At 44.0% G+C, this 16240-nt stretch carries 13 protein-coding genes; 9 read left to right on the top strand and 4 right to left on the bottom strand.

Annotation, left to right across the window (positions count from 1 at the left end):
* Positions 1-151 precede the first annotated feature (151 nt).
* Positions 152-1330 carry a sugar transporter gene (locus G5S32_RS09440; RefSeq protein ID WP_281347255.1) on the top strand — a complete coding sequence of 393 codons (1179 nt, stop codon included), beginning with the start codon at positions 152-154 and terminating at the stop codon, positions 1328-1330.
* Positions 1331-1572: 242 nt separating this feature from the next.
* On the opposite strand, the gene G5S32_RS09435 is transcribed toward G5S32_RS09440, so the two are convergent.
* The 4 genes from G5S32_RS09435 to G5S32_RS09420 form a co-directional block, all read right to left on the bottom strand.
* A complete protein-coding gene (locus G5S32_RS09435; protein WP_165311780.1) occupies positions 1573-2595 on the bottom strand; it encodes a LacI family DNA-binding transcriptional regulator in 1023 nt (340 codons plus the stop codon).
* Between the two features lie 117 nt (positions 2596-2712).
* Positions 2713-4149 carry a 6-phospho-beta-glucosidase gene (locus G5S32_RS09430; RefSeq protein ID WP_165311779.1) on the bottom strand — a complete coding sequence of 479 codons (1437 nt, stop codon included), beginning with the start codon at positions 4147-4149 and terminating at the stop codon, positions 2713-2715.
* Positions 4150-4384: 235 nt separating this feature from the next.
* Complete coding sequence (locus tag G5S32_RS09425; RefSeq protein ID WP_165311778.1) at positions 4385-5080, bottom strand: pirin family protein; 696 nt, start codon at positions 5078-5080, stop codon at positions 4385-4387.
* A 193-nt stretch (positions 5081-5273) separates the two neighbouring features.
* Entirely contained in the window at positions 5274-5876 is a 603-nt protein-coding gene (locus tag G5S32_RS09420) for a TetR/AcrR family transcriptional regulator (protein ID WP_165311777.1), read from the bottom strand.
* 105 nt (positions 5877-5981) lie between these two features.
* Between G5S32_RS09420 and G5S32_RS09415 the strand changes: the two genes are divergently transcribed.
* The 8 genes from G5S32_RS09415 (at position 5982) to G5S32_RS09380 (ending at position 16236) form a co-directional block, all read left to right on the top strand.
* The gene (locus G5S32_RS09415) at positions 5982-7448 is read left to right on the top strand and encodes an efflux transporter outer membrane subunit (protein ID WP_165311776.1); all 1467 of its coding nucleotides are present in this window, start codon (positions 5982-5984) and stop codon (positions 7446-7448) included.
* A gap of 20 nt (positions 7449-7468) precedes the next feature.
* Positions 7469-8665, top strand: a complete 1197-nt coding sequence (locus G5S32_RS09410; protein WP_165311775.1) for an HlyD family secretion protein — start codon at positions 7469-7471, stop codon at positions 8663-8665.
* Positions 8666-8673: 8 nt separating this feature from the next.
* Positions 8674-10209 (top strand): multidrug efflux MFS transporter permease subunit VceB, encoded by a 1536-nt coding sequence (gene vceB / locus G5S32_RS09405; RefSeq protein WP_165311774.1) that lies wholly within the window; start codon positions 8674-8676, stop codon positions 10207-10209.
* Between the two features lie 159 nt (positions 10210-10368).
* Entirely contained in the window at positions 10369-11265 is an 897-nt protein-coding gene (locus tag G5S32_RS09400) for an AraC family transcriptional regulator (protein ID WP_165311773.1), read from the top strand.
* Between the two features lie 120 nt (positions 11266-11385).
* Positions 11386-13521 (top strand): TonB-dependent siderophore receptor, encoded by a 2136-nt coding sequence (locus G5S32_RS09395; protein ID WP_165311772.1) that lies wholly within the window; start codon positions 11386-11388, stop codon positions 13519-13521.
* A 248-nt stretch (positions 13522-13769) separates the two neighbouring features.
* Positions 13770-14462, top strand: a complete 693-nt coding sequence (locus G5S32_RS09390; RefSeq protein ID WP_165311771.1) for a response regulator transcription factor — start codon at positions 13770-13772, stop codon at positions 14460-14462.
* Positions 14459-15727: a sensor histidine kinase gene (locus tag G5S32_RS09385; RefSeq protein WP_165311770.1), complete on the top strand. Its 1269-nt coding sequence runs from the start codon at positions 14459-14461 to the stop codon at positions 15725-15727. The genes G5S32_RS09390 and G5S32_RS09385 overlap by 4 nt, the downstream gene beginning before the upstream one ends.
* A gap of 137 nt (positions 15728-15864) precedes the next feature.
* Positions 15865-16236, top strand: a complete 372-nt coding sequence (locus tag G5S32_RS09380; protein ID WP_165311769.1) for a DMT family protein — start codon at positions 15865-15867, stop codon at positions 16234-16236.
* Positions 16237-16240: the final 4 nt, after the last annotated feature.

Raw genomic sequence — 16240 nt, 5'->3', positions numbered from 1 at the left:
AATAGTTACAGCGGTTTTTGCTGTTAATAGAAAATAAAATGCTCTGAAAAGTATTAAAAAAATTGTATAAACAGTTGGCTTTAATTGTGAAATAAATCACAATATGGGCACATTTATTTATCCTCCTTTACACGGTTATATGACACAAACCATGTCCGCAACGAATGATAACTCTCGTCGTTCACAATACTTACGCGTTTTTGCTTTAGGTTTCAGCGGCTTTATTTTCAACACCACTGAATTTGTGCCTGTTGGACTGCTTTCCGATATCGCGAATGATTTTTCAATATCGACAGCTTCCGTCGGTTGGATGCTGACTATCTACGCTTGGATAGTGGCATCAATGTCATTACCAATGATGATGATCACCAGTAGAATTGAGCGTAAGAAATTATTGCTAGGTTTGTTTGCGCTGTTTATTGCCAGCCACTGCCTCTCTGTGTTTGCGTGGAACTTCGAAATTTTGGTGGCAAGTCGAATAGGTATCGCCTTCGCTCATGCCGTGTTTTGGTCGATAACCGCCTCAATTGCAATTCGAGTTGCTCCCCCAGGGAAAAAGACCTTTGCACTTAGCATTCTTGCAACGGGCACTTCACTGGCAATGGTATTAGGCGTGCCACTAGGACGTATAATTGGCCAATGGTTGGGATGGCGCGTGACATTCGGCGTTATCGGTATTACTGCGTTAATTATCATGTTCACTCTTTATCGCTTATTACCTGTTATGCCGAGTTTGTTTACTGGTTCAATGAAGAAGCTTCCAGAGCTGTTGAAAAACCCAGCATTGATGGGCTTATATTTGTTCATCTTCATGATCTTTACCGCCCATTACACAGCGTACAGCTATATTGAACCTTTTTTGAAAGTGATTGGCTCACTGTCAGAAAACTTCACTACGTTCCTACTGCTGCTGTTTGGCGCAGCTGGTATTTTGGGTAGTGTGATTTTTGGTAACTTAGGTGATCGTCCAAACACTCCAATCTTAGTCGGCTGCACTGCAACCGTAATGGTATGTACAGCGTTGATTTACTTTGCTGTTCCTCATCTGTGGTCAATCAGCATTTTGCTGGTGGTCTGGAGTGCTGCGTTGATGATCGTGAGCCTCGTAATGCAGGTTAAGGTGCTCAATATTGATGCCAATGCGTCGGACATGATTATGTCTATGTTCTCCGGCATCATTAACTTGGGGATCGGTGCGGGTGCGCTAATTGGTGGTAAAGTGATTCTATTGATGTCGCTCGAAGGCATTGGCTACGTAAGTGCATTGTTCGCACTGCTATCACTTGTTTGGATTGTGTTTATGATGAAACGTTACAGCGCTATTCGTTAATTCTCTATCGGCATTAATGCAAAAAGGCAGCTTAGGCTGCCTTTTTAATATTTCGAATTGCTGTCATATCATCATAGATAAAAATATGCTCAGACTGAGCATCGATAGAACAGCGAATGGGCGTCAAATGCAAACGCGCATTCATTCGTCTCTGAAGCTCCGCCGAGCCATTCATGGTTCGGAGGGTTTGCTTATCTACACCCATTCACTGATCAGGAAATTTTCCAGAATGGTAAATGGCATCAAATGTCTTGTGAACGAACTCTAATATCTTGTGTAGATTCGCGTGCAACCAACTCACCGTGGTATGACTGATGGCTAATAAGATGACCCTGTTTATTTGCCTGAGCCAAAGCAAGCGCAGTTGCGTCTTGTGTTAAGCGAACGATGGGAAGTGAGACCGTAGAAAGGCTTGGAATGGCATAAGCGGCTGCGGGTTCGTTATCAATTCCGATGACAGAGACATCCTGTGGCACTCTTAAACCATGATCGTGTAACGCACGTATTGCACCAATCGCCATGTCATCGTTACAAGCAAAAATAGCGCTAAATTTTTCGCTAGTTTGTAGCAGAATTTGTGCGCCTTTATAACCACCTTCTAAGCTATTATCACCTTCTACAATCCAGTGTTTGTTTACTGAAACATTCGCAGCGTTGAGCTGATGCTTGTACGCTTCTAAACGTAATCGACCAGTCTCACTATTAAGAGGTGAAGTAATACAGGCGATCTTCTTGTGACCTAGTTGGAGTAGGTGATCCATAGCTAATGTAGCCAATTGGGTTTGCTCTAAACCGAAGCTCGATAAGGATTCAGCGCTTAGTTGGCGATTTAGAATAACCAAAGGTTGGGCGATTTTTTGTTGCAGTTCTACCAACTCTGATTCTGACAGATGGCGACTATAAAGCAAAATGGCATCACAGCGTTGGTTAGCAATGGTTTCAACCGATTCACGTTCACCCTCTGCGCTATTTTTGCTGCGAATAACCAATAGTTTTTTGCCTGCTTTTAAGGCTGCTTGACCTGCATGATGAAGGACACTGCCGAAATAGTTACTTTGGAATTCAGGAAGGACTAAACCGATAGAATTGGAGGTATTGGTTGCTAGAGCTTGAGCGAGTGTATTAGGTTGATAGCCCAACTCTTTCATTACAGACAGCACCGCATTTCTGGTGACTTCTTTCACCTGAGGGCTGTTATTAAGTACTCGTGATACCGTAGCTTTCGAAACGCCAGCGGCTTTGCACACATCATTTATGGTTGCCATACAATTCCTTATCTACCTAACTCGGCATATTTAAACGCAATAGATATGCCGAGAGGAAGACAAGTTTAGCCAATTTCAATCGAATTTTGAAAGGCTTATTTGTTCAATTTGTGGCAGTTAGATGACTTCACCGTTGGTTTCGATAACCGTTTTGTACCAGTGGAAGCTTTTTTTCTTCGAACGAGCCATTGTACCGCTGCCATCATCGTGTTTATCTACGTAGATAAAGCCGTAGCGTTTTCTGTATTCACCAGTAGTAAATGAAACACAGTCAATGCAGCCCCATGGAGTGTACCCCATGACATCTACACCGTCATAACTGATGGATTGTTTCACGGCTTTAATGTGTGAACCAAGGTAGTCAATTCGGTAATCGTCATTGATTGAACCGTCTTGTTCTATTTGGTCTAATGCACCAAGACCGTTCTCGACAATGAAGATAGGCTTTTGATAACGCTCGTACAGCTCAGAAAGTGCATAGCGTAAACCGTCTGGGTCAATCTGCCATTCCCAGTCAGACGCTGGTAAATATGGGTTTAGACGACTGCCTTCGAAGAGTGAAGGTGTATTGGTTGTTTCATCGATTTTCACTGACACGATGTTGGTCATGTAGTAGCTGATTGCTAGGTAATCCGCGCAACCTTCACGCAGAATTACATCATCGCCCGGTTGCATTTCGACTGTAATGCCTTTGCGCTCCCACTCTTTAAGAAGGTAACTAGGGTAGTAACCACGGACTTGAACATCGCTAAACTGGTATTTTTCGCGCATCATTTCCTGCGCTAGCAACATATCTTCGGGACGGCATGAAGCAGGATAAAGCGGCATCATATGGATCATGCTGCCAATTTTGAAATCTGGGTTGATTGCATGACCTTGTTTAACTACTAGCGCACTGGCAAGAAACTGGTGGTGCAGAACTTGATAGAGCATCTGTTCAGGATTTTCGTAGTCGCTATAAATCATACCTGAGTTACAGTAACCCCAGATTGGCAGTTTCCAGTTACGTTGGTTGTTTATCTCGTTAAACGTGATCCAGTATTTCACTTTGTTTTTATAACGTTCCATAACTGTCAGACTGAACTTAACAAAGAAATCCATTACTTGACGGTTTTTCCAACTGCCGTACTCTTTTACTAGATGATTAGGCATTTCAAAGTGTGAAAGGGTGATGACGGGTTCAATGCCGTATTTCAGCAGCTCATCAAAAAGATCATCGTAGTACTGAAGACCAGCTTCGTTCGGTGTCTCCTCATCGCCATTTGGGAATATACGTGTCCAAGCAATGGAAGTACGGAAACATTTAAAGCCCATTTCTGCGAACAGAGCCACATCGCCTTTGAAGTGGCCGTAAAAATCAACTGCTTCGTGGTTTGGATAAAATTTATCAGCTTCCACGGTTTCTGTGATGACGCGAGGTACACCATGTGCACCTTTCGTGAGTACATCAACGACGCTAGGACCTTTTCCATCTTTGTTCCAACCGCCTTCTACTTGGTGCGCAGCCACTGCTCCGCCCCAGAGAAAATCTTTTGGAAAACCTTGTTGTGACATAGTGATACCTTCTCAAATGAAGTAAGTGAGCCTAGTAAGAATAGGTGAGTTAGCTGCATTCTAATTGATAAAAATATAAAATGAAACCGGTTACAACATGAATTTTCATAAATATATCTTTGTGAGTCTCATTCAGACGCTGATGAAAGACCGACAAAAATATTCGATTAAAAGAAAAAAGCCACGAGTGAAATGCTCGTGGCGAAAAGGGAAGGAACGGAAAACTATAAGAACGTTATGGTAGGTCAAACACTAACGCTGTAGCGCGTGTATCGCTGTTGTTGTAGAAGCTCAAATACTCTTGAGAAACAATTTTTGCGCCGTCTCCCGGTGTCAGTTGTGTATCGTTAACAAACAGTTCGCTACTGATTTGGTGAACATACACTCGGCGACCTTCAGCAACCTCATAGCTTAGCTCTGTGTGAGGTTCCAAAATCAGTTGGTGCAGCATCGCATCTTGTTTGATTTGCAATGTGTCTTTCTCACCGGTTGGTGTTGCAATCGTCGTTAACCCCGATTCTTGGCCGAAATCTTTTTGCTGATAGCCTGGTTTGCCGCCATAGCTATTTGGCTGAATCCAGATTTGCAAAAACTTCAACGTTTCTGTGTTAGACGCATTAAATTCACTGTGCGCGATTCCACGACCTGCGGACATTAATTGAAATTCACCAGCTGGAAGCGTTTCAACATTTCCTTCGCTGTCTTTGTGAGCGATTGTTCCTTGTAGAACGTAGCTGATGATCTCCATATCGCGATGGCTATGTGTTTCAAAGCCAGCACTAGGAGCAACCGTATCGTCGTTGATCACACGAAGCTCTGAAAAGCCCATGAGTTTAGGATCAAAGTAGCTACCAAAAGAAAATGTGTGCTTGCTGTCTAACCAGCCGAAGTTAGCTCGGCCGCGTTGCGATGCTTTTCTAATTTCAATCATATTGTTCTCCTCACTTGGCTTTCTCGCTCATTAACGACTTGGTCATTAATGGCAATGCCGCTCTATGGAAGAGATGTTAGAACTTTAGATGTTGTGATCACAGCCGCTGAATTTGTTGCCCTTATTCGAAAATTTAGAATGAGGGCAAGATCGTTGTATTCAGAAAAAGTGTGTGCAAGGAGACACTAGTGCGTTATTCGTTGCCGTAAAGCTTCATAAACGCATTCACAGCTTGTTCTACTGTGGATTTGATTTGCTGCTGGCTAGGTTTATCGATAGCGGCAAACGCGTATTGTTCAACATATTCTGACGATAGCAAGGCTTTAAAATGCATTGCAGCAATCCATGAATTGCATTGGCTCAATTCGCCTTTCGCAATCTGCTTCTCTATGTACTCACTTAAATGTTTCCAACCTTTTTTAGGCCCATTGTTATAGAAATGGCGGCCAATGTCAGTGCGATCAGCTTCGGCTACTGCCATGCGATAAATAGAGATAGCATCAGGGGTTAAAATGGAGTCTAGAAAATTGTAACCAAATTCTAAAAGAGACGTTCGAACATCACGATTTACGTCCAAAGAAAGAAAAGAATTAGAGATCTGCTCCGTTGCGGATGACTGCATGACTTCTGCAAATATCTCTTCTTTTGAACTGAAATAGTTATAAAGCGTTGCTTTCGAACCTCCCAATTCTTTCGCCAACTGAGACATAGATGTCCCACTAACACCTTGTTGTGAAAAGCATTCTTTGGCGATATCTAAGATCGCTTGTCGTTTTTCGTCGCTTTTAACTCGCATGAATATTTGTAGTCCTTGAGGAAATTCTGGGTAAGTTTCGCTTGACGAAATCTTTCTGTCAAGAGTATAACTGTACTGTACGGTTTAGTTATAAGGTTGTCTAATGTGAAAAGATCTATCCAAAGGAACAAGCACATTGCCAAAAATGTTCCTTACTTTGCTCTAACTTTGATCAGCGCTGCATTATTGGCAGGCTGTTCTGTCTCGAAAAATGAAAACTTGCCTGAAATTTCTCAAGCGAATGACTATGCGTTTAAGCAAAGTTTGTCTGCCGCAGAAACCATGGCGTGGCCAACTCAGGACTGGTGGAATCGCTATCAAGATGCTCAGTTAAACCAACTTATTAATGAGGCTTTTAGTGGAGCGCCAAGTTTGAAAATGGCTGAAGCAAGGCTGAAAAATGCTCAGGGTATTGCGGAGCAAGCTGGCGCAAGTCGTTCGCTTAACGTGGGATTAGCCGCTAGCGCTTCTGAAACCAAAGTGAGTTACCAGTATCAGGCTGCGATGCCACCACGTGGTTGGAATGACTATGGAACTCTTACTCTGAACTTTCAGTACGATTTCGATTTCTGGGGTAAAAATCGTGCATCGGTTGCTGCGGCAACGTCTGAGTTAGCCGCTGCTGAAGCTGAAGCCGTGTCTGCGCGCTTGATGCTAGCGACCGCCGTTTCAAATGCTTATGCGGAATTGTCTCGTTTGTATGCGAATAAACATACGGTCGAAACAGCATTAGACATCCGTCACAAGACCGTTGAACTTTTGACTAAACGTTATGAAAGCGGCTTAGAAACCCTGGGTTCAGTTAACCAAGCGAAAGCGATTGCAGCGAATGTTGAAGCTGAAATGTTGGGTATCAACGAATCTATTGCGTTACAGAAAAATTCACTTGCAGCCTTGGTTGGTCAAGGACCAGATAGAGCATTAACTATCTCAGAACCAAACATTCAATTGGACACGCGTTACGGTTTGCCGCAAGACGCGGGTGTTGGTTTGCTTGGTCACCGAGCAGATATTACCGCCGCTCGTTGGCGAGCAGAAGCAGCCGCGGAACGTGTAGGGATTGCTGAAGCTATGTACTACCCAGATCTGAGTATTTCTGCATTCATAGGCTATCAGGCGTTTGGTCTTAGTGACTTATTTAACAGCGGTAATGACGCCGGCAGCATTGGTCCAGCGCTATATTTGCCTTTGTTTACAGGTGGTCGTCTTGATGGACAACTAACCTCAGCGGAAGCGCGTTATGAGGAAGCGGTGAGCGGCTACAACGCAACACTCACTCAAGCGCTGCATGAAGTGGCTGATGTTGTGACTAGCACGCAAGCACTTGATGCTCGTATTGCGAAAACGCAAGAAGCGGTGGATGCGGCAGAACAAGCATTGAAGATCGCTTCTAACCGTTATCAGGGTGGTTTAGCAACTTACCTAGATGTGCTTGTTGCTGAAGAGTCGCTACTCAATAACCAACGAGCGTTGGTTAACTTACAGTCACGCGCATTCAGTCTTGATCTTGCTCTTATTCACGCTTTAGGCGGCGGTTTTGAAGGCGATAGTTTTCAGACCACAGAGTCTTAATTTTTAAAAGGTTTCTATCAATGAGTTCAAATTCATCACAAAACGACGCTGCAGAATTCGATGCGTCTGGTGCAAACAAGTCACGTAAAAAAGGGTTTTTAGCGTTAGCTGCGGCGATTATTGTTGCCGGTGGCAGCTACGGTTCTTACTGGTATTTAGTAGGTTCGCGTTACATTTCTACCGATAACGCGTACACCGCAGCTGAAATTGCAGAAGTCACGCCAGCGGTTGGCGGTATCATCGCGAGTGTTAATGTGGTTGATACACAGTACGTCCACAAAGGTGATGTACTGGTACAGATCGAAGATACCGATGCGCAAATTGCTGTAGACCAAGCGCAAGCAAATTTGGCACTGGCTGAGCGTCGTGTACGTAGCTACTTAGCAAATGATGAAGGTCTTACTGCTCAAGTTGAAGCACAGAAATCAAATGAAACTCGTGCGAAAGCTCAACTGAATGCAGCGAAAGCCGATTTTGACCGTGCGAAAATCGATTTAGCTCGCCGCGAAGACTTAGTGCGTTCTGGTTCAGTATCAGGTGAAGAACTGACAAACGCGAAAACAGCATTCGAGCAGTCGCAAGCAAATCTAAATGCAGCAAAAGCAGCATTGGCTCAGGCACAAGCAAACCGTCTATCAACTATCGGTGCTCAAAAAGCGAATGCCGCGATGACAGACAACACAACCGTTGAAAATAACCCTGAAGTTTTGGCAGCGAAAGCGCGTCTGCAACAGGCAAAAATTAACCTAGAACGTACCATTATTCGCGCACCGATTTCAGGTGTGGTCGCGAAACGTCAGGTACAGGTTGGTCGCCAAGTTCAAATGGGTACACCGCTAATGACGGTTGTGCCAGTACAAAACATCTATGTAGATGCAAACTTCAAAGAAGTTGAATTACGTGATGTGAAAATCGGTTTACCAGTGTCAATTACTGCTGACCTTTACGGCGATGAAGTCATTTATCACGGTGTGGTTGCGGGTGTTTCCGGTGGTACGGGTTCTGCGTTCTCTATGATCCCTGCACAAAATGCAACGGGTAACTGGATTAAAGTGGTTCAACGTCTTCCTGTTCGTATCGAACTTGATCCAGAAGATTTGCAAGCTCATCCGCTGCAAGTGGGTCTTTCTATGCAAGTAGAAATTGATACCAAAGCGGACGTGAACAAGCAAACCATCGCTCAATACCGTGCATCTAAGCAATCTGAACAAGGTTAAGGTGGATCATGAGTCATTCATCAGACAATGACATCAAACCTTTGACTGGTGGAGCGTTATTCATTGGCGCTCTGTGTCTGGCAATGGCGAACTTTCTCGCCATTCTAGATACCACCATTGCTAACGTTTCGGTTTCAAGTATTGCAGGCAGTTTGGGGACATCAACCAGCCAAGGTACCTATGTAATCACCTCTTATGCGGTGGCAGAGGCGATTTCGGTACCTCTGACCGGATGGTTATCCAGACGCTTTGGTTCAATTCGTGTATTCGTTACCTGTTTCGTGCTGTTTGGTGTCTTCTCAATATTATGTGGACTGGCGACCAGCATGACGATGCTTGTGGCTTTCCGCGTATTCTTAGGTTTAGCGGGTGGCCCATTGATGCCTTTGTCGCAAACGTTGATGATTCGAATCTTCCCGAAAGATAAGAGTCATGCTGCGATAGGTATTTGGAGTATGACAACGTTAGTTGCGCCAATCATGGGACCGATTTTAGGCGGTGTATTGTGTGACCAATTCAGTTGGCCGTACATTTTCTTCGTCAAAACACCTTTTGCTATTGTTGCCGCGATACTGTGTTGGAAACTGCTTCAACAATTTGAAACCAAAACCGTACGTTCGAAAATCGATAAAGTGGGTTTGGCACTATTGGTTATTTGGGTCGCAGCACTGCAAATCATGCTAGATGAAGGTAAAGACCACGATTGGTTTGAATCAAGCCGAATTGTCGTCTTGGCTGTCATTGCGGTGATTGGGTTTGTTGCCTTCTTGATTTGGGAACTGACCGAAAAAGACCCAGTTGTTGACTTGAAAGTGTTTCGCCATCGTGGGTACACCATGAGTATGATGACTTTGTCGCTGGCGTTTGGTGCGTTCTTTAGTATCTCGGTTATCACGCCGTTGTGGCTGCAAATCTATATGGGTTACACCGCAACGATCTCGGGTTATGCGACCGCAACAATGGGGATTTTAGCTGTATTCCTTGCGCCAATTATTGCCAATCTGTCATCTAAGTTTGACCCGAGGCCATTCGTGTTTGTCGGGGTAATGTGGTTAGGTCTTTGGACCTTCCTGCGTAGCTTTGGCAGTTTGGATATGACCTTTGAGCAAGTGAGTTATCCGCTGTTCTTGCAAGGTATTGGTATGCCATTGTTCTTCGTACCGCTAACGGCGATTGCACTAGGTTGTGTGAAGCCTAGCGAGATGGAGTCAGCCGCGGGTTTGATGAACTTCATTCGGACTTTGTCAGGCGCGTTTGCGACATCAATGATCAATACCTCTTGGGAGCATCAGACTCGGTATGTTCATGCGGAGCTTGCAGGTTTAACCGACAGAGCAGGTGTTGCGACACAAGCGATGCAAAGCTCAGGTATGGAAATAGGGCAGATACGTTCTTCTATGGACTGGCTACTGCAAAAACAAAGCGTCATGGTGGCAACCAATCAGTTGTTCATGGTTATCGCTGTTATCTTTGCTGTCGCAGCATGCATCATCTGGTTTGCACCTAAACCTCAACATGCCGTTGATCCAGGTGCAGCACATTAATTTTTAGAGATTTTACCTTTAATCCACGGGGCTAAAGCGAAGAGAAGGAACTCTTTTTTGCTGATGCCCCTTTTTTGTTGCTCGTTAGTGATAATAGTTCTTATTTGTATCGATTGTATGCGACAATACGCCATCTTTTTATACTGTTAGTTTTGAGTCATGAACCGTTCCAGCGCGTCTTTTCAGCGAGTCTGCAAACTACTTAACTATATTCACTCCAATATGGAACAGGCATTCAGTCTGGATGAGTTAGCACAACAAAGTTGTTGGTCTCGTTGGCAGCTGCAACGTGTATTTCAAAGCGAAACAGGCATCTCTGTTGCTCACTATGTGAGAGAAATAAAGCTCAGTGCCGCAGCCGAATCTCTTCTTACTGGCTCGGAAAGGATCATCGATATTGCGATAGGTTTGGGCTTTAGTTCAGAAATGAGTTTTAGCCGTGCCTTTAAACAGCATTTTGGTGTCAGTCCAAGAGTGTATCGCAAGCAGGGTAAGCGATATGGATTGAGAACACCCTTGCTCACCTCCTTTTCATCGCTCGATGCGCATCAACCAGAACATCATCTTTCGCCACAGTTGATTGAAGTCAGAGTGGAAACCTATAGTGATTTTCACTGTTATGGTGTGATTGGCGATATTCGTGGCATTTTATCTTCACAACCAAACTTTTCTCAGCAAGTTCCTGAGCTTTGGCAACGTTTGTATCACATTGTCCCAGATGTTAAGCAGTACCCATTAACGGGAGTGATTGATGTCACTTGTGCCAGTTCTAATGGTAACAATCTTCGCTACTTGGCAGGTGTAACGGAAAGTATCCAGATATCGGCTGTCGATATTGAGCAGCTAACAATACCTGCGCAGACTTATGCGGTAATCAAACATAGAGGTCCTGTCTCGGCACTTGCACAAACTTTGGAATGGTTCATTTTTCATTGGCTACCTCAGTCAGACTATCGAGGCGTGGACGGCTTTGAATTAGAACGTTATCCACAAGGCTATGATTGTGAGAAACAAGACGCCGAAATGGAATACTGGTTGCCAATTTTACCCGTTTAAGCCTTTAACCTTTTTCTCTCAGATGCAAGATGCTCCAAATTGTTAACTTTTTCTCTGTATTGATGAGTAAGATGCAAATGATATTTATTCTTATAAAGAAAGCAGGGTATTTGAAACATTATGGATAGAAAAAAACAAATGCATTTTTCGCCGATTGCGTTGGCATTACTCGCGGCTTTTTGTGCTCCGCTAGCGTTCGCTCAAGAAAAGAGTTCTGATTCTGTCGAAACGGTAACCATTCTAGGAAAAACCTACCGAAACACCGCAACCAAAACGGCGTTGGAGCCAGAAGAAACGCCGCAAGCTATTTCAGTGATTGAACAAGAAGAACTCGCGCAACGCGGTGTAACATCACTTGGCCAGGCATTGCGATATGCGTCAGGGGTTGTGACTGAAACCAAAGGTGGTGCGGTCACTATGTACGATAACTTCTACATTCGCGGTTTTCGAATTGATCAGACCTATTACGATGGTTTGGTACTTCAATATTTAAAAGGCTGGAACTTACAGCCACAAATTGACCCATTAGCAATACAAAGGGTAGAGGTGTTCAAAGGACCGACATCGGTTTTGTACGGCTCTATGCCTCCGGGCGGTATGGTTAACACCATAGCTAAGTCACCACAAAGTGAAAACCACACAGAAGTGTCCGCTTCTACAGGCTCTCGCAACCTAACACAAGCAACGTTGGATACCACTGGCCAGTTCGGTGACAGCAATGTCTCCTATCGTTTGATTGCAAAAGCTCGTAAACAAGATGGTCAGGTGGATGGCACAGAGGAAGAGCGATATCTCATCGCCCCATCTATTGATTGGCAAGCGACCGAGAACACGCTAATAAATCTTAATATGTACTATCAGAATGATCCGGCAATGGGGATGAACTCTTCGCTGCCGCTTGCTGCGATAACCAACGGTACAACGTCAGCTTCAACCTTTGCTGGTGATACTAATTGGAGCCATTTCGAGCGCGAAATCATGATGCTGGGTTATAAAATCCAACATCAATTCAATGATGATTGGCGCTTTTTGCAAAACCTTCGTTATACAGATGCATCGCTCTATCAGGAAAACACGTATCACTCAGCATCGGGTTTTAATGAGAGTACAGGGACGTTAAGTCGTAACATCTATACCACTGAAGAAGACTATGAAGGTCTCGTGGTAGATAACCAGCTTTCGGGGATTGTGAACTGGGGAAGCGTAGAGCATAACCTCCTCCTAGGTCTCGATTATCAAACTCTTAGCGGAGATTCTGCTTACAAAGAGTACTCAACCAGTGACAGCGGTTTCTATCAATTTAATATCTACAACGCCAATAATCATTTGTTGAATCGCTCCAATGTCAGCGAAGTCTACGCAGGCAACGATGAAGTGTCGGTAGAACAGCTTGGTACGTATTTTCAAGACCAGCTACTTTGGAACCAATGGGTGTTTATCGCTGGTGGTCGATTTGATAACTATAAAAGCACCAATAATTTTTCTGGGAGTAATTCACAAGCAGACCATAATGAGTTCTCTTATCGTTTAGGTGCGTTATATCAGTTTGATTCAGGAATTTCGCCGTTTGTGAACTTTGCTACAAGCTTCTCGCCTGTTGCGGGTGTTGATTCGAAATTTGGTAAGCCTTTTGAACCAGAAGTTGGTGAGCAGGTCGAAGTAGGCGTTAAGTATGTCTCTGCGGACATGAGTAAACAGCTGACAACGTCACTTTACCGTATCGTAAAGAGCAATATGGTGGTGACAGACCCTACATCGGCAAACTATCAAGATGAAGTTCAGGTAGGTGAAGTTCGTTCCCAAGGAGTTGAAGTTGAAGGTCGTTGGTGGCTGATGCCAAATTGGGACGTATCGGCTAACTATACATACGCCGATGTAGAAGTCACCGAGGACAGTGCGAATGGTTTACAAGGCACGACTCCCATCTATGTTCCGAAGCACAGCGCGACGTTATGGTCTACCTATAATGTTGAACAGGGTGCACTTAGTGGTGTGAGAGTTAGTGCGGGCGGACGTTATGTTGGTCAGATGTATATGGACGCAACCAATACCCAAGGTAAAGTACCAAGCTACATCGTAGCTGACTTGTCTCTAGGCTATGATTTATCAGAGATCAGCGATTCTCTAGCTGGTGCGAGTGCAGACATTATCAGTAGTAACTTGTTTGATGAAGAGTATTACACTTGCTACGACAAAACGAACTGCTGGTACGGTGCTGAACGTACTATCGAGCTAAAACTTAACTATGAGTTTTAAGCCTGTCATTTAATGCTGTTTTTGCCCAATTTGACGTAATTACTTTCAAAATGCCCAACAAGTGTTGGGCATTTTTATATTAACCTTTCCTTAACTGCTTATGATCTAGCCTGATATAAGTGATAAGTGTATTTGTGAAATTGGACACGACGAATCGTTATGCGGGGATGAATGAAAATAGTATCCTTGGCGCGTCTGTTTCGAGGGCAAGCGGCTGGCAATGCCGTGAAAAAGGTTAGGTTTGGGAAATGTTAAAGGCATTATTAGTAGAAGACGATTTGGATCTTGCGACGGCATTAATTGATTATATGTCTCTGGAAGACATTGATTGCGACTATGCTGCAGATGGTCAAGTGGGCTATAACCTGATTATGTCTAATCGCTACGATGTGATTATTCTCGACTTAAACTTACCCAAAATTGAAGGTTTAGCGGTGTGTGAACGCATTCGCAACAACGGGGTAGAAACGCCTGTTCTTATGCTGACAGCCCGCGATACGCTTGACGATAAGTTGGAAGGTTTTAGCCGTGGCGCGGATGATTATTTAGTTAAACCCTTTGCGATGGAAGAACTACTCGTACGTATGAAGGTGTTAGCTAAACGTCGTAGCGGGCAAGTGTCTAAACTGACTATCGCTGATCTCGAACTGGATCTCAGTCATCGTCAAGCAATTAGAGCTGGGACGATACTTAAACTTTCACCTATTGCTTTGAAAATTCTTGAAGTATTAATGAGAGAATACCCTTCAGGTGTTTCCAGAGAGAAGATAGTACAAATCATTTGGGGCGACGAGCAACCAGATAGTAACAGTTTAAAAGTACATATTTTCAACTTGCGTAAACAGGTTGACCAAAATGATTGGTCACCACTCATTCAAACCATTCCAGGGTTCGGTTTTGGTATCAGTTTTCAGGAACACCAGCCTCAGGATTTACCATGAAGATTCGTCGCAGTCTTAAAATATTTATTGTTTGCGCCATCATGGGTATGGCGACGATCACTGTCGTTGGGTTCTCCACACTGACTGCGAACTATTTTGAAAAAGGACTGGATGGTGGCGTTAGGATGACCATGCAGGAAATTGGACGATTTTCTCCGGCTAATTCTGATAAAGAAGAATACACACTGGGTTTTCAAATCGTTCATCAATGGCAAGAGGTAACGCCTGAAATTAGGCAAGTGTTCGCTCAGCCAACGAAACATCTCGAATTCTATAAAAAAATCTACCGCGATCATTGGTATTCAGAGCCGAATGGCGCTCTGTTCCTACTTCGATATGAACGCAGTAACAACGAAGTACTCTATATCTCTCGTATTGTAGATGATATTGAAGCTGCCGATCTCAGCTCTCGGCTTAATCAAGATGATTTACCTCATTTGTGCCAGATCCTAGGCTATGCGACGATAGCATTAGCGATGTTTGCCGTGTGCATGTATTTCGTGATGCAGTTAGTAGCTCAGCCAATAGAGCGTCTTGCTAAATGGGCGAAAACACTAACGCCTTGTCAGCTCAATCACCCTTTGCCTGATTTCCATTACAACGAGCTCAACCGTTTGGCTACTATTGTCAAAAACAGCCTATCTTCAGTGGAAGATAGTTTGCGTCGTGAGCACAAGTTTCTTGCGCATGCGAGCCACGAACTGAGAACGCCAATTGCTGTCGTACGCAGTAATACCGAGCTAATGACGAAGTTGGTTGATAAACCCAATTCTATCGAAAAGCAGAAAGAGGTATTAGAACGCATTTTGCGAGCGGGCGTCACCATGACCGATCTTTGTGAGACTTTGCTGTGGCTTAACCGAGGTCACCACAATCAGTTGCCGCTGTCTCAGCTTCATCTGGGTGAGCTGCTAAAACAGTTAAGCCAAGAGCTCAACTATCTGATTCGAGATAAAGATGTACAGGTAGAAATAACTGTCGAAGGCGGGGTATTTGAACTGCCAACGACATTATGCCGAATTGTTCTTAGTAACCTCATTCGTAACGCTTATCAACATACTTTACGTGGCACTGTGGTCATTACCCAATTAGGGGCGGAGGTGAGTATTAAAAATCGCGATACTAGCTGTGGAGATACGCAAGAGCAACTCGGATTTGGCTTAGGATTAGAATTAACCCACAGAATAATACGTCACTACAGCTGGGATTGTACTATTGAAGAGTATCCAGATGGTCGTGATGTCCGTATCAATTTCACTTCATAAATGCTCTGCAATTATTATTGCTAATAGAGATCGTTAGGCGCACACTCCGAGCAAATAATGTCACTATGCTCTTCCTACTTGCCGCCTACCTGCAACTCCAAGTAGTTTGAGTATAAATTTACGTGGAGTTTTATTGAATGTTTGCCGTCCCTCCGATGCTAATCACCATTGGTTTACTGCTGATAAGCAACGTGTTTATGACTTTTGCTTGGTATGCCCATTTACGAGAGTTAGGGCATAAGCCGTGGATTATTGCTGCGTTACTCAGTTGGGGAATTGCTCTGTTTGAGTATCTGTTTCAGGTTCCTGCTAACCGTATTGGTTATACGGTATTAAACCTAGGGCAGCTGAAAATATTGCAGGAGGTGATCACCTTGACCGTATTCGTACCTTTTGCACTGATTTATATGAAAGAACCTTTCCGCATGGACTTCGTATGGGCAGGGCTTTGTCTTCTCGGTGCTGTGTTTTTCATTTTCCGTCCGCAAATCATTGCCGCGTTATCTTAATCGT

The sequence above is a fragment of the Vibrio ziniensis genome (assembly GCF_011064285.1).
GTDB lineage: Bacteria > Pseudomonadota > Gammaproteobacteria > Enterobacterales > Vibrionaceae > Vibrio > Vibrio ziniensis.
Note: the sequence above shows the minus strand (reverse complement) of the source record. Positions and strands in the feature narration are given on the sequence as shown.